Here is a 14,630-nt window from a genome sequence, read left to right on the forward strand (position 1 = left end):
CGTCAGGCGGGGCGTGTCACGCGGGGTGCTGCTCGAGGAGCCGCTGGGCGAGCGCGTCACCGCGCAACGCCGCGTCGACCCATGCACGACGGGCGGCCTCGAGGTCGCCGTTGTCACGCCAGTGCGTGCCGAGGTTCGTGAGCGCCTGGACGTCACCGGCCTCGGCGGCGACGAGGAGCACCGCCTCGGCGTCGTCGGCCCGGCCGTCCTCCTCGAGGAGCAGCGCAAGCGTCACAGCGACGCGCGTCTCGCCGCGCGACCAGTGGTGGTCGAGGTGCGTGAGCCCCTCGGCCACCGGGGTCGCGTCGCGCAGCGCGTGCTCGACCGCGGACTCCCAGCTCATGGCTGCGGACTCGGCGACGATGTCGTCGGCCTCCTGCGCGAGGCCGATGCGACGCAGGACGCGCGCAAGCCGCACAGGGGTCTCCGGGAGCTCGAGCGCCCGCGCGTAGTGGAGCGCCGCACGGTCGTCGTCACCGCAGGCCTCGAAGATCTGCGCCGCCATGAACGCCCCCTTGGCGTCACCCGCCTCCGAGGCCGCGACGAACCCGGACCGCGCGGTCTCGGTGCGGCCACGCTCGTGGTGGAGCAGCGCAAGGTTGTACGTGGCCTCGGGGACACCCGCCTCGATGGCCTTCTCGTAGAACGGCACGGCCGCGTCGTCGCAGCCGAGCGCGCGCAGGTCGTTGGCGATGTTGAAGAACTCCTCGGGCGCCGACGAGCTCAGCCGATGCAGGGCGACGCGGATGTCCTCCGCTGCGTCGCGCGGCTCCGACGTCGTCGTCGGGTGCGAGTGCGTCGTCGTGTCTGCGGCCATCGCAGGGCTCCTCGGTGTGAGGGCGACCGGATCGTTCCGGGCGCACCGCCTTCCCTGGCGCAGAGCGGACAGGGGTCGTGCACTCAGAAGTCTGGCAACGCGCACAGGGGTCAGCAACCGGTACAGGGGTGGGTCACCCGTCGCCGAGCACCCTCACCCGTCCGACCGCCCGCGGTCAGGCGAGGACACCCGCAGACTCGCCCGCGAGCATCCCCCCGACGAGCGGCGCGGTCGCGAGGAGCAGCTCACCGTCGGGCAGCGGTGCCGCCTCCTCACCAAGGTTGACGACGAGCGTGAGCGCACGGCCCCCGACGCCCGCGGCCGGGGTCCGGCGCAGCACGAGGCGCGTCGCCGTCTGCTCGAGCCACTCGACGTCACCGCCCCGCAGCGCGGGCTCGGCACGCCGGAGCGCGCCGAGCGCCCGGTAGAGCGCGAGCATCGAGGCGTCGTCGTCGGCCTGGGACTCTGCCGTGAGCGGCGCCCAGTCCTCCGGCTGCGGCAGCCACGTCGTCGTGCCGTCGGGCGCGAAGCCGAACGGCGGCCGCGAGCCCGCCCACGGCAGCGGAACGCGGCAGCCGTCGCGCCCGCGCGACGTGCCGCCCGAGCGCGCGACGATCGGGTCCTGGAGGACCTCGGCAGGGAGGTCGACGACCTCCGGGAGCCCGAGCTCCTGCCCCGCGTACACGTAGGCCGCGCCCGGCAGCCCGAGCAGGAGCACCGCCATGGCGCGAGCGCGGCGTGTGCCGCGAGCGAGCGCGGCGTCGTCGAGCGGGAGCTCGGCCGTCGAGCCCGGCACGTACTCGCCCTCGAGCCGCACGTCCGCGCCGTAGCGCGTCACCGAGCGCGTCGTGTCGTGGTTGTCCGTCACCCACGTCGTCGGCGCGCCCACCGCGCCGTACGCCGCGAGCGACTCGTCGACCGCCGCGCGGATCGCGGCCGCGTCCCAACCCGCCTTGACGAAGCGGAAGTTGAACGCGAGGTGCATCTCGTCGGGCCGGAGGAAGAGCGCGACGACGTCGTCGGGCGCCCCCGTCTCGATGACCGCCATCCGGTCGCCGTCGTAGGAGTCCATGACGGCGCGGAACGCCCGGTAGATCTCGTGGACACCGCTCGCGTCGTCCTTGGGGATGAGCGGGTTGCCGTCAGGCGTGTCCTCCCAGGCCGTGTCCTTGATGAGCGCGTCGGACACGTCGATGCGGAAGCCGTCGATGCCGCGGTCGAGCCAGAAGCGCAGGATACGCTCGAACTCGGCGAGGACCTCGGGGCGGCCCCAGTCGAAGTCGGGCTGCTCGGGCGCGAAGAGGTGGTAGTACCACTGGCCCGGGGTGCCGTCAGGCTCCGTGACGCGCGTCCACGACGGTCCGCCGAACGCGGACCGCCAGTTGTTGGGCGGCAGCTCGCCGTGCTCGCCGCGGCCCTCGACGAAGTGGAAGAGCTCGCGCTCGGCGCTGCCGCGGCCGGCCGCGAGCGCAGCCTGGAACCAGGGGTGCTGGTCGGAGCAGTGGTTCGGGACGAGGTCGATCGTTACGCGCAGGCCACGCGCGTGCGCGGCCGCGACGAGCGTGTCGAGGTCGTCGAGCGTGCCGAACATGGGGTCGACGTCGCAGTAGTCGGCGACGTCGTAGCCTGCGTCGACCTGCGGCGACGGGTAGAAGGGCGAGAGCCACAGGGCGTCGACACCGAGCGAGGCGACGTGGTCGAGGCGGGCCGTGATGCCGGCGAGGTCGCCGGTGCCGTCGCCCGTCGTGTCCCCGAAGGACCGCGGGTACACCTGGTAGAAGACGGCCTCTCGCCACCAGGGCTGCGGTGCGGCGGGCGTGGGCTGGGCGCTCTGCGGGGTCACGCACCCAGCCTATGCATGCTTGCTGCAACGTTGCTCGCGTGTCAGATCCGACGGGACCTTCGCCCCTCCCGCGCGCAATACCCCGGCGGGGTACCTTAGAGCCTCGAATCCCCACCGAAGGAGACCGCACGTGCGACGCCGCCACCTGCTCACCGCAGCACCCGCCCTCGCCGCAGCCCTTGCGCTCAGCGCCTGCACCCCCGGGCCCGACGCCGCCCCCACCGCGCCGTCGACCGCACCTGCCGCCATCGACGCCGCAGCACTGCTCGCACCGTTCAACCTCACCGGCCGCGACGGCCGCGAGCTCGTCGACCACCTCGAGAAGCTCGGCGGCGACGACCGCCCCAGCGAGCTCATGGCGAGCGTCCGCACCGACCACCTGCTCCTCACGACCGACGCCGGTGAGGCCACCCTGCCCCTGCCCGCCGACCTCTTCTACGTCTCCGTCGCACCCTTCGCCGAGCAGACCCACGAGTGCTTCTACCACTCCCTCACGACCTGCCAGGGCGAGCTCGTCGACACCCCCGTCACCGTCACCGTCACGGACGAGGACGGCACCGTCGTCCACACCGCCGAGACCCGCACCGGCGCCAACGGGTTCGTCGGCACCTGGCTGCCCCGCGGGACGACCGGCATCCTCACCGTGACGACCGACGACGGCCGCACCGGCCGCGTCAACCTCGGCACGGGCGCCGACGACCCGACCTGCGTGACGACGCTCCGGGTCGCCTAACGACGCCCGCCCGTGAGGGGGTGCGGGCACCCCCGGCGGTCCACCATCCGGGACGATCCCGGCGCTCCGGGGGACAGATCGCCCCTCGGGGGCACACCATCGTTGGCATGCATCGCCCTCGCCCGCGCCACGTCCTGCTCGTGTCGTCGCTCGCCGCAGCCGCGCTCGCCATCACCGCGCCGGTCGGGATGACCGTCATCGGCCGGATGACGGCCGAGCCGCTGCCCGCAGACTTCTTCGGGCCCGCACCCGCATCGGAAGGGTACGTTCGCGACACGTCGTCCCCGGTCTCGCGGGCGACGCTGCGCGACCCCGTCGGTGCGTTCCCCACTCCGTTCGACGACCTCACGACGACTCCCGGCGCAACGCCCACGGACGCGGACGGCACGCCGTCGGCCGGCTCGGACCCGTCGAACGCCGCGCCCGGAGCCCCGACGACCACCCCGCAGACCCCCGGCCCCGTCACCACGCCCGGGCCCGGCCCGTCCGAGCCCGGCCCGACGACGGACCCCACGCAGGGCCCGACGACCTCGGCGCCCGAGCCGACGCAGGCCCCCGAGCCGACACGGAAGCCCACGGAGAGCCCCCGGCCCACCACGGCACCCGAACCGTCGCCGACCACCGCCCCCGCGCCGGACCCGACCAACCCGTCGACGAGCTCCCGCCCCGACGAGAACAGCGCCGGCCTCCCCCACGGCACCAAGCTCGACGTCCACAAGGGCGACCTCACGATCACCAAGGACGGCACGGTCATCGACGGGCTCGACGTCCGCGGGTTCATCCGCGTCCACGCCGACAACGTCGTCATCAAGAACTCGATCGTCCGCGGACGTGACATCGGCGCGCAGAACATGCACCTCGTCCAGGCGTCGAACGGGTCGAGCAACCTCGTCATCCGCGACACGACGCTCGCGTCCGACACGCTCTCGCCGTACATCAAGGGCATCGTCGGCTGGAACTTCACGCTCGACCGCGTGCGCATCCACAGGGTCGTCGACCAGGTCTCGATCATCGGCGACAACGTGACGATCAAGAACTCGCTCCTGCACGGCAACCTCTTCTACGAGCAGGACCCGAACTACAGCGGCGGCCCGACGCACGACGACAACATCCAGGTGTCGATCGGCACGAACCTCAGGTTCGTCAACAACGTCATGATCGACACGACGAACGCCGCGATCATGGTGACCCAGGACCGCGGCAAGGTCTCCGACATGCTCGTCAAGGACAACTACATGGACGGCGGCGCGTGCACCGTCAACCTCGCCGAGAAGAGCCACGGCCCGCTCCAGGGCATGACGTTCCGCGACAACACGTTCGGCACCGCGACCCGGCACCCGCACTGCGCGATCCTCAGCCCGCAGAGCACGACCGTCACCCACTCCGGCAACACGTTCACGGACGGCTACCGCTTCAAGATCTCGAACGGCGGCTGAGGCGCGGGACGTTCGCACCACCCGCCGGGCGGCGGGCTCAGTCGTCACCTAGGACGAGGCCTCGAGCTTGAAACGGAGGGCCTCCGATCCATAGACAAGCGCCCCTGCCAGCGCCAGGTCGGGGTCCGAGAGTTCGACCCGGCCGTCTGCGATCGGCGTCGCGACCGTAGCCGCGGACACGACGACGTCGTCCACAACGATCGCAAGCATCCCGTGCTCCCACGGCTCGGATGCCCCGGCGAATACCGCACTGCTCTGCGCAGCAAGCCGCGTCGACAGGTCGTCGAACCGCCGCATACCTTCCGTGTCGAACGTGATGGTCACAGCGCTGTCGTTCACGGCCGCAGACCGCACGCCACCCTTGTCGGGATGACCTAACGCCATCGGTCCGAGAATGTACTTGGCTGTCCCATCCGCCGCGCAGACTGCGACGGCCTCGTCGGCCGCGGGCTGCGGGCCACGCACCGGGGCCACACAGTCGAGCGAGGCGAACTCTTGCAGAAGCTCCTCGACAAGGTAGAAGTTACCGTCGCCCTCCCACAAGGACTCTGCCTGTGCCGCCTTCTGCCCGGCCGGAAGACCTGGACCTCCGCCTGTCGGTGCGGGCATGTCGATCCCGAGCACCGGTCTGAACTGGACAGCTCCCGCAGTCGTGAGCAGTGCCCTCTCCGCGGTACCCGGGGTGTCGTCACCGAAGTCGACGACGATCTCGTCGCCCTGGACATTCACTGTCGCGCCAGCCCCGACCCGGGTGCGAAGGAAGGCCGCAGCCGGGTCGAGGAGCGCGCGATCCGGCGGTTCTATCGGCACGAGCCGCAACTTCGTCGGATCAATCGTCGCCCCTGGTGCGGGCACACCGGAGGATGCAGGGGGTGTCACGCGATCGCCGAGCGCATCCGCGACGATCTTCTGTGCACCCAGCACGGTAGCCACGAGCGCCGCAGTCGCAACGATCCCGGCCAGAGTCCAGACCGCGCCAAGCACCACCCCCGCGACAGCCATCCCTCGATACCTATTTCGCCCCTGGTTCGCCGCACGCACCCCCAACACGCCGAGCACGAGGGCAAGAGGCCCCACACCGACAATCCCCGTGACGAGGGCGACGATCGCCATCCAGTCCCGGTCGGTCTGCGCCGGCGCATCCTGGCCCCGGTGCGTCTCCACCATCTGCTCCATCGTTCCGTCCCCGTTCCCTGACGCGGATGCCGGTTCATGCCCCGCACACGCCGAAGAGCGCACCGCCCTGAGGTGCGTGTCACCTAGGGTGACGCCAGACAGCGTACCGGCCGGCCGGTGTCGAGAGGGAAGCACGAAGCCCCCCACGGTGAACCGTGGGGGGCTTCGTCTCGCTGGCGGTAGCGGTGGGATTTGAACCCACGGTGGCTATGAACCACACAGCATTTCGAGTGCTGCACCTTCGGCCGCTCGGACACGCTACCTAGCCCGACGAGAATACAAGCACGACGGCCCGAATCCGAAATCGAGCGCCGGATCAGTGCTCGGCCGGCGCGGGCGCGTCCTCCTCGCCCTCGACGATGCGCCGCTGGATCCACGGCGCGACGAGGAAGAACAGGGCCGCGAGGCCGAGCGTCACACCGCCGATGGTCCCGAAGTACGGCACGTACGACTCCGCGAGATTCTCCGTCGCCGAGACGAGCTGCGCGGTGATCGCCTGGCCCGCCGCAGGCGCGAGGAACCACAGCGCCATCGCCTGCGAGCGGAACGCTCGCGGCGCGAGCAACGTCGTCGCCGCGAGCCCGACAGGCGAGAGGAACAGCTCACCGACCGTCTGCACCGCATACGTGAGGACGAGCACCCACGCGGGCACCTTCGCGTCGCCGAACGACGCGGTGAGCAGCGAGAGCAGCACGAACGACGACGCCGCGAGCGCGAGCCCGATGCCGAACTTGTGCGCGACCGTCGGGCCCCTGTCACCGAGCCGCATCCACACGCCCGCCATGACGGGCGCACCGATGATGATGATCGCGGGGTTGACCGACTGGAAGAACTCCGGCTGGATCGTGAAACCCAGGAACGTCAGGACGGTGCGGTCCGACGCGAACGCCGCGAGCGAGCTCGCCGCCTGCTCGTTGATCATCCAGAAGAGCATCGCCGCGACGAAGAGGGGGATGTAGGCGAGGACGCGCGACCGCTCGGGCCGTGTCACCTTGGGCGAGCGCAGCATGACGAGGAAGTACCCGATGGGAGCCGCGAACGCGAGGTAGGAGATCGCGTCGACGACGCCGCTCGCCCCGAACGCCGCGCCGCCGGCGCGCACGCTCTGGACGACGGCCGAGAGCGCGACCGCGACGACGACCATCGCCGCGATGAGCAGGCCAGCACGGACCAGGCCCGGGCGCTCGTCGGCCGTGAGGGGGTTCTCCACCGTGTCGCCCGCGCCGTGCAGGGCCTTGCGGCCGAGGACGAAGAAGACGAGGGCGAGCGCCATGCCGATCGCGGCGACGAGGAATCCCGCGTGGTAGCCGGCCGCACCACGGACGGCACCGACGATGATCGGCGAGAAGAACGAGCCGATGTTGATGCCCATGTAGAAGATCGCGAAGCCGCCGTCGCGGCGCGTGTCGTCACGGTCGTAGAGCTCGCCGACCATGCTCGACACGTTGGGCTTGAGCAGACCGGTGCCGATCGCGACCGAGACGATGCCCGCGAACGCGGGGCCTGCACCGCCCGGCAGGGCGAGCAGCACGTGGCCGAGCGCGATGACGAGCCCGCCGTAGAGCGTCGCGCGGCGGGCGCCGATGACGCGGTCGGCGAGCCAGCCGCCGACGACGGAGAGCAGGTAGACGCTCGCCCCGTAGATCGACGTGATCGCGACGCCCGTCGAGCGGTCGAGACCCAGACCGCCGTTGGCGAGGGTGTCGGTGATGAAGTACAGCAGGATGGCGCGCATCCCGTAGTAGCTGAACCGCTCCCAGAGCTCGGTGCCGAAGAGCGTCATGAGGCCGAGCGGGTGCCCGAAGAATCGCGTGTCGGACCTCGTTCCGGCGGTCGTCGCCATGGTGCGGCCTCCCTCTGTGCTGGTCATGGGCCTCTCGCAGGCTCGCACGCCGCACGCGCCCGTACGGAGGACGTTACGCCCTCTTCGGACGAGGCGTTGGTCACGGCACTCCGGAGCGTGCGCCCTGGATCACTGCACCCGCCGACCCTTCGCCGTAGCGTGAGGACGTGCCTGCTTCCCCCTCCACCCTCGACGACCTCGCCGCGCTCATGCGCGGTGCGCGCACGCTCGTCCTCACTGGCGCCGGGCTCTCGACGGACTCGGGCATCCCCGACTACCGCGGGCCCGGGTCGACGCCACGCAACCCCATGACGTACGAGCAGTTCATCAGCTCCGAAGGGTTCCGGCGGCACTACTGGGCGCGGAACCACGTCGGGTGGAAGCACATGGCCGCGACGCGCCCCAACGACGGCCACCGCGCGCTCACGGCCCTCGAGGCGGCCGGTCGTGTCACGGGCGTCGTCACGCAGAACGTCGACACGCTCCACCAGCGCGCCGGGACGCGCACCGTCGTCGACCTCCACGGGTCCTTCGACCGCGTCACGTGCCTGACCTGCGGCACCGTCGTTCCACGTGAAACGCTCGATGCTCGCCTCACAGCCCTCAACCCCGGCTTCCGCGAGTCCCACGGCCCCGTCGGGGACATCGAGATCGCGCCCGACGCCGACGCCGTCATCGAGTCGACCGCCGGGTTCGTCGTCGCCCCGTGCGACACGTGCGGCGGCGTGCTCAAGCCCGACATCGTCTACTTCGGTGAGCAGGTGCCGCGCGAGCGCGTCGAGCGCGCGTTCGCGCTCGTCGACGACGCCGACGTCCTCCTCGTCGCGGGGTCCTCGCTCACCGTGCACTCCGGACTGAGGTTCGTCCGCCACGCCGCCCGGCACGGGACGCCCGTCGCGATCGTCAACCGCGGCGCGACGCGCGGCGACGAGCACGCGACACTCCGTCTCGACGCAGGCACGAGCGAAACCCTCGTCGGGCTCCTGCCGCTGCTGCTGCCGGTGCCGGCGCGACCCACGACGCGTGCCTCCGTCGGTGGGAGGATCACGGCATGAGCGCCCTCGACCTCTCGACCGTCCTCGGCTTCGCCAACCTCCGCGACGTCGGCGGGCTCACCGCCGGGACCTCGACCGTCCGGCCCGGCATACTGCTGCGCTCCGACGCCCCCGGCCCTCTCGACGACGCCGCGCTCGACGCGCTGCGGGCCGCGGGCGTGCGCCACGTCCTCGACCTACGCGACGTCGAGGAGGCGTCCCACCAGCCGACGCCCTTCGCCGCCGCCGGATTCGACGTTCGCAGCCTGCCGATCTTCACGGGCTCGGCGCGCTCCTTCGCGACGGTCGGCACGTCGCTGCGCGCGATGTACGTGAGCATGGCCGCCGACTGCGGCAGGACGCTCACGGAGGCGGTGCGGTTCGTCGCGTCACCCGGTGCGGCCGGGGCGGTCGGCACGGCCGGGGGCGACGTTCCCGGGACCGCAGCTGCTGCGGCCGCTGTCCGCAGGTCCGCGGCCGACGGTTCCGCGGCGGGCGGCGTGCTCGTCCACTGCACCGCGGGCAAGGACCGCACGGGGCTCACGGTCGCGCTCGCGCTGCGGGCCGTCGGTGTCGCGCGGGACGACGTCGTCGCGAACTATGCCGAGACCGAGGCGCGGCTGCGCGGGCCGTGGCTCGACGCGAAGCTCGAGCTGCTCCGCCGCTTCGTCGGCGACGACGCCGAGTCGTACACGGAGGTGCTCGTCACGAGCCCTGCCGAGGTGCTCGAGGAGTTCCTCGACACCGTTGAGGACGGGTCGCGGGAGGCGACGCGCCCGTACCTGCGCGCGCACGGCATGAGCGACGACGAGCTCGCACGACTCGAACGCCGCCTCCTCACCTGACCCGCCTCCTCACCTGACCCACCCCCTCCCGCTGCCACACCTGCCGCGCCCCCGCCGCGCACTTCTGCGCCGCAAGAATCCGCGCTTTTGGCTACTCCCAATAGCCAGACGCGCGGATTCCTCGGGCGGGTCTACGGGTCGGGCGGGTCTGCGAGTCGGGCGGGTCTACGGGTCGGGCCGGGGCGCGTCAGCGGCGGGGCGTCAGCGGCGGGGCGTCAGCGGCGGGCCGTGAAGAAGTCCGTGAGGAGGCGCTCGCACTCCGCGCGGCGCACGCCCGGGCGGACCTCGACGAAATGGTTCTGGCGCGGATCGCGCACGAGGTCCCACGCCGAGCCCGTCGCCCCGACCTTCGGGTCCCACGCGCCCAGCACGAGCCGCGGCACGCGCGCCGCGACAATCGCCCCCGCACACATGACGCACGGCTCGAGCGTCACGACGAGCGTGCAGCCCTCGAGGCGCCACTCCCCGCGTGCCCGCGCGGCCTCGCGCAGCGCGAGCACCTCCGCGTGCGCGGTCGGGTCGCCGCTCGCCTCCCGCTCGTTGCGGCCACGGCCGATGACCGCGCCGTGAGCGTCGAGCACGACGGCACCGACGGGCACGTCACCCGTCGCCAGAGCGGCCCGCGCCTCGTCGAGCGCAAGCCCCATCGCGTCGTCCCACCGCCCGTCGTCGTGCACGCATCCACCCTAGCCAGGCACGAGCGTGCGTGAGATCCGCCTCAGCGGACCTGCGGCCCCTGTGCACGCCACGGTCGGGCGGTAACGTTGCCACATGCGCCTGCACGTAGCCGACCACCCGCTGGTGGCCCACAAGCTCTCCGTCCTCCGCGACGAGCGGACCGCCTCCCCCACCTTCCGGCTCCTGGTCGACGAGCTCGTCACGCTGCTCGCCTACGAGGCGACGCGCGAGGTGCGCACGATCGAGGTCCCCATCACGACGCCCGTCGCCCCGACGACCGGCACGAAGATCGCCGACCCGCAGCCCATCGTCATCCCCATTCTCCGCGCAGGCCTCGGCATGCTCGACGGCATGACGCGCCTGCTGCCGACGGCCGAGGTCGGCTTCCTCGGCATGCAGCGCGACGAGACGACGCTCGAGGCCATCACGTACGCGAACCGCCTGCCCGACGACCTCACCGGCCGCCAGGTGTTCCTCCTCGACCCGATGCTCGCGACCGGCGCGACGCTCGTCGCCGCGATCAACTATGTGCTCGAGCGCGGCGCACGCGACGTCACCGCCGTCTGCCTGCTCGCCGCACCCGAGGGCATCGAGGTCCTCAAGGAGGCCGTCGGCGGCCGTGCCGACGTGTCCGTCGTCGTCGCTGCCGTCGACTCCCACCTCACCGACAAGGCCTACATCTACCCGGGCCTCGGCGACGCCGGTGACCGCCTCTACGGCATCGTCGACTGACGTCCCGCACCGTCGACGACGCCCCTCGCACCCGCCGGTGCGAGGGGCGTCGCCGTTCTGGGCCGCAGGGTGTGCGCGCGGGCGGCGGCCCGTCTCGACGTGTGCGTCAGCGGGGCGCGAGCGGACCGTGAGGCTCGACGAGGTGAGGCGTGAGCGTGAGCGAGAAGGACGCGAGGGCATAGGAGTCCCCCTTCGTGCCAAACGTCAGCGTGCTCGTACCCGCCGCGACGGCCGTGGCTCCGAACCCGCGGACGTCGACCCCGAAGCTGTTGACCGCACCGTTCACCTCGACCGGCGCGAAGCCGGTCGCCGTCGAGTCGAAGGCGTTGCTCGGCAATGCAAGTCCGCCGAGCGGAGTCAGCGCCACACCGTCGTGCTTCACGGAGTCCCCTGGGAGCCCGCGGTCCCCCTCCCATACCGTCGCACCGAGGCGCACGTCCGACGCGACGTCCGCCGCGAAGCCGACATCCATCGCGCCAGTGCCCGAGACGAGGTCGAGCGCGTCGTAGACGCGCACGTCGGACACCGGAGCACCGGGCTCCTCGACGACGACGGTAAGGCTCCAGCCGCCGAAGAGAGCATTGTCCGTCCCCGGCGGGACGGCGGGGACGAAGGACCAGCCGCCCGCGCCCGCCGCACGCACGAGAGCTGTGACGTCCACCGTCGACTGGAAGTAGTCCCTCTTGCCCAGCGGATCCTGCGCCCCCACAACCTCGGACGCGAGCCACGACCTACCGACGACGCGCTCGGGGACACCGTCGGGGCCGATGAGCGTGCCGGTCGCTCGCGACACCGCATCCCCAGGAACGACCGCAGCCACCTTGGCATTACCGTACGACGCCCCCCACGTGAGGTACGCACCGACGACACGCGCTCCCTCGGGCAGCGTGAGCGTCGACGTCGAGAGCGGCCGGCCGTTCACCCCGTCGAGGACGACGCGACCGTTGACGGTGTCGTTGTTGGCGTTCCCCGCGGCCTGGCCGAGGCACGTCCGGTCGTTCGTCGCGCAGTGGATCGTCGGCGCGCCGATCTCGTAGGCCCTGTACTGCCCCTCGAAGCGGGCACGCAGCTGGGCGCGCTCGGTGTCGACCTGGACGTCGAGGTCCGCGTCGACGACGTGCGACGTCGCCCCGACGGTCGCGGTGAGCGTCGCCGGGAGCGTCGTGAGCGTGAGCGGCGCGTCGGGGAGCGCCACGACCTCGAGCGCGAGCATGCGGGTCGCGCCCGCGGCGAGAGTGCCGAGCGTGCACCGGAGTCGCGTCGTCCCGCCCGCCCAGATACCGCCGATGCAGCCGTCGCCCGAGATCGCGAGGATCTCGGGCACGACAAGCTCGATGACCGCAGCGTCGAGCGCGCGGCCCGCGTTGGTGACGTCGAGCGTCATCCTGCCCTCGGCCAGGGACGGGCTCAGCACGAGCGTGCCGCCGTCGGCGCCCAGCGCGTTCGCGTCGAGCTTCACCGCGAGCGCTGCACCGAGCGGCATCGACGTCGGCCTCGGCTCTCCGTCGCCCGAAGCCGCCTCGACCTGGAGGTCTCCCGGCTCCGCGACACCGGCATCGAGATGAACAGCGAGCTGGAGGACGTCGATGACGGTCGGGCCCGGCTGCGCGGCCGCCAGCCCGATGGTCCGGATCGCGGCGGCGGTGAGCGGGATCCGCGCAGCGGCAGCAGCCGGCGGTCCAGGCTCGAGCATGCAGGTCGCGGAACGTGGCTCGTCCACCACGCACGTCCAGTCCGACGCAGAACTCCCGACTGCAGCGAAGGCGTTCTCGGCCCAGGTCGCGCCGAGCGGAAGGGTGAAGCGCGCCGTCAGCCTCTCAGTGAGCACCGCAGGCCGCTCGATCGCGACATCGAGGACGCCGGTGCCACCAGCGACGAGCACGGTGCTCGCCCCGACCGTCACGACGGGCGGCTGCGCGCGCGGCGGATCGGGGGTCGTCGGAGCGTCGGTCGGCTCGGTCGTTGGAGCGTCGGTCGGCTCGGTCGTCGGACGCGACGTCGGCTCGGCGGTCGGACGCGACGTCGGCTCGGCGGTCGGACGCGACGTCGGCTCGGCGGTCGGACGCGACGTCGGCTCGGCGGTCGGACGCGACGTCGGCTCAGCCGTCGGACGAGCGGTCGGCCCCGTCGTCGGAGCGTCGGTCGGCCCAGCCGTCGGCCGAGTCGTCGGACCGTCAGACGGTGCACCCGTCGCGGCATCGGTCGGCTCGTCCGTCATGGGCGGCGTCGGGCTCACCTCAGGGGCCGGGCTCACGTCGGGCGTCGGCCCGGCGAGCGGCGCCGACGGCGCGACCGGCACTGTCGGCGCCGCCGCCGGCGGCACCGCCGGTGTCGGCGCATCGTCGCCGAACCACCCCGCTCCGAGCGCAAGGCCCCCAACGACCAGCATCGCCGCAACCCCCGCACCCGCAGCCACGAGCCACCGCGTGCCGACGCGCACAGCCGCCGCACCACCCGCCACGACCGCACCAGCGGCGCCGCCCGGGCCCCCCACGAAAGCGACCCCAGCCCCCGCACCGACCACGGCCGAGCCCGTCGACGGGCCCGACCCGTCACGGCCCGGCCCGCCAGCGTCGCCAGCCGCCGACGCGCCCGCACCCGCGACGACGAGCGGCAGCCCACCGAGCGCCGCAAGGCCCAGCAGCCCGACGACGAGCGGCGCGACCGTCGCCCGCATGCCCGCCGCAAGGTCACCGAGCTCGAGCGCGACCGCCCGGCATCGCCCACAGTCCTCGAGGTGCCCCTCGACACGCGTCGCCTCACGACGCGACAACCCACCACGCACGTGCGCACCGAGCTGCGCGTTCGCGCGCACGCACGCGTCGTCCGCCTCGACGTCCGCGAGGTGCGCCTGCAGGTACGCCTGCCGCAACCCCTCACGCGCGCGGTACGCGAGAGCCGACACCGCGTTCGGCGTCATGCCGAGCGCAGGAGCGACCTCCGCCGGCGCCAAACCCTCGATGTCCGTGTACCAGAGGACCGACCGCCACCGCTCGGGGAGCGCCTGGAACGCGCGCGCGACCGTCCGGTCCTCGAAGCCCTTGAGCGCCGGATCCTCCGACGACGCGAGCGGTCCCACCGCCGACTCGAAGACGTGGTCGTCGTCCGTCGGCGCCGTGCGCCTCCCCCGCTCAAGCTTCTCGACGGCGCGTCGACGCACGACCGTGAAGAGGTACGCACGGAACGCGACGTCCGGGCCTTTGCCCGCGTTCAGCACGCCGAGCACCTTCTCGAACGCGCCCGCCACCGCGTCATCCGCATCCGCCTCCGGCAGATACCGACGCGCGACCGCCGTCGCAGCCGCCGAGTGCCGCGCGAAGAGCACACCAAAAGCGGCAGTGTCGCCCCTGCGCACAGCCGTGATGAGCTCGGCGTCTGACTGGACGTGGTCCTCGACAGCGACGTCCTCGCTCACGGCACCACCCCCTGACGGTTCTGCCACGCAAAAACAGGCTACGGGTTTCGCGTCATGACCGCGAACCTGCCCCCTCTC

Annotated in this window: 11 protein-coding genes and 1 tRNA gene; 5 read left to right on the plus strand and 7 right to left on the minus strand. The window is 72.3% G+C overall.

What is annotated here, in order from left to right:
• Window positions 1-16: 16 nt before the first annotated feature.
• Together IGS67_RS06465 and IGS67_RS14325 are read right to left on the minus strand one after the other, a co-directional pair.
• A complete protein-coding gene (locus IGS67_RS06465) occupies window positions 17-817 on the minus strand; it encodes a tetratricopeptide repeat protein (protein ID WP_192278976.1) in 801 nt (266 codons plus the stop codon).
• 175 nt (window positions 818-992) lie between these two features.
• Window positions 993-2,660, minus strand: coding sequence for a glycoside hydrolase family 13 protein (locus tag IGS67_RS14325; protein WP_192278978.1), 1,668 nt, complete (start codon window positions 2,658-2,660; stop codon window positions 993-995).
• 130 nt (window positions 2,661-2,790) lie between these two features.
• Here IGS67_RS14325 and IGS67_RS14140 point away from each other — a divergent pair, with 130 nt between their 5' ends.
• Window positions 2,791-3,393, plus strand: coding sequence for a CueP family metal-binding protein (locus IGS67_RS14140; RefSeq protein WP_192278980.1), 603 nt, complete (start codon window positions 2,791-2,793; stop codon window positions 3,391-3,393).
• Between the two features lie 107 nt (window positions 3,394-3,500).
• Entirely contained in the window at window positions 3,501-4,829 is a 1,329-nt protein-coding gene (locus IGS67_RS06480; RefSeq protein WP_192278982.1) for a hypothetical protein, read from the plus strand.
• Window positions 4,830-4,877: 48 nt separating this feature from the next.
• Here the strand turns inward: IGS67_RS06480 and IGS67_RS06485 are convergent, their stop codons facing one another.
• The 3 genes from IGS67_RS06485 to IGS67_RS06495 form a co-directional block, all read right to left on the minus strand.
• Window positions 4,878-6,005 (minus strand): DUF4190 domain-containing protein, encoded by a 1,128-nt coding sequence (locus tag IGS67_RS06485; protein ID WP_192278983.1) that lies wholly within the window; start codon window positions 6,003-6,005, stop codon window positions 4,878-4,880.
• 174 nt (window positions 6,006-6,179) lie between these two features.
• Window positions 6,180-6,268: transfer RNA gene (locus IGS67_RS06490), tRNA-Ser, on the minus strand.
• A 53-nt stretch (window positions 6,269-6,321) separates the two neighbouring features.
• On the minus strand, window positions 6,322-7,875 hold the full coding sequence (locus IGS67_RS06495) for a peptide MFS transporter (RefSeq protein WP_192278984.1): 1,554 nt from the start codon (window positions 7,873-7,875) through the stop codon (window positions 6,322-6,324).
• 140 nt (window positions 7,876-8,015) lie between these two features.
• On the opposite strand from IGS67_RS06495, the gene IGS67_RS06500 reads away from it, so the two are divergent.
• The gene (locus IGS67_RS06500) at window positions 8,016-8,903 is read left to right on the plus strand and encodes an NAD-dependent protein deacetylase (RefSeq protein WP_328741851.1); all 888 of its coding nucleotides are present in this window, start codon (window positions 8,016-8,018) and stop codon (window positions 8,901-8,903) included.
• Complete coding sequence (locus tag IGS67_RS06505) at window positions 8,900-9,727, plus strand: tyrosine-protein phosphatase (protein ID WP_192278985.1); 828 nt, start codon at window positions 8,900-8,902, stop codon at window positions 9,725-9,727. The genes IGS67_RS06500 and IGS67_RS06505 overlap by 4 nt, the downstream gene beginning before the upstream one ends.
• 215 nt (window positions 9,728-9,942) lie before the next feature.
• Here IGS67_RS06505 and IGS67_RS06510 read toward each other — a convergent pair whose 3' ends face one another.
• Window positions 9,943-10,374 carry a nucleoside deaminase gene (locus IGS67_RS06510; protein ID WP_192279628.1) on the minus strand — a complete coding sequence of 144 codons (432 nt, stop codon included), beginning with the start codon at window positions 10,372-10,374 and terminating at the stop codon, window positions 9,943-9,945.
• Window positions 10,375-10,498: 124 nt separating this feature from the next.
• Here IGS67_RS06510 and upp point away from each other — a divergent pair, with 124 nt between their 5' ends.
• Window positions 10,499-11,137: a uracil phosphoribosyltransferase gene (gene upp, locus IGS67_RS06515; protein WP_192278986.1), complete on the plus strand. Its 639-nt coding sequence runs from the start codon at window positions 10,499-10,501 to the stop codon at window positions 11,135-11,137.
• A 106-nt stretch (window positions 11,138-11,243) separates the two neighbouring features.
• Here the strand turns inward: upp and IGS67_RS06520 are convergent, their stop codons facing one another.
• Window positions 11,244-14,552: a sigma-70 family RNA polymerase sigma factor gene (locus tag IGS67_RS06520; RefSeq protein WP_210767131.1), complete on the minus strand. Its 3,309-nt coding sequence runs from the start codon at window positions 14,550-14,552 to the stop codon at window positions 11,244-11,246.
• Between the last annotated feature and the right edge of the window lie 78 nt (window positions 14,553-14,630).

The organism is Flavimobilis rhizosphaerae (assembly GCF_014852685.1).
Classification (GTDB): domain Bacteria; phylum Actinomycetota; class Actinomycetes; order Actinomycetales; family Cellulomonadaceae; genus Flavimobilis; species Flavimobilis rhizosphaerae.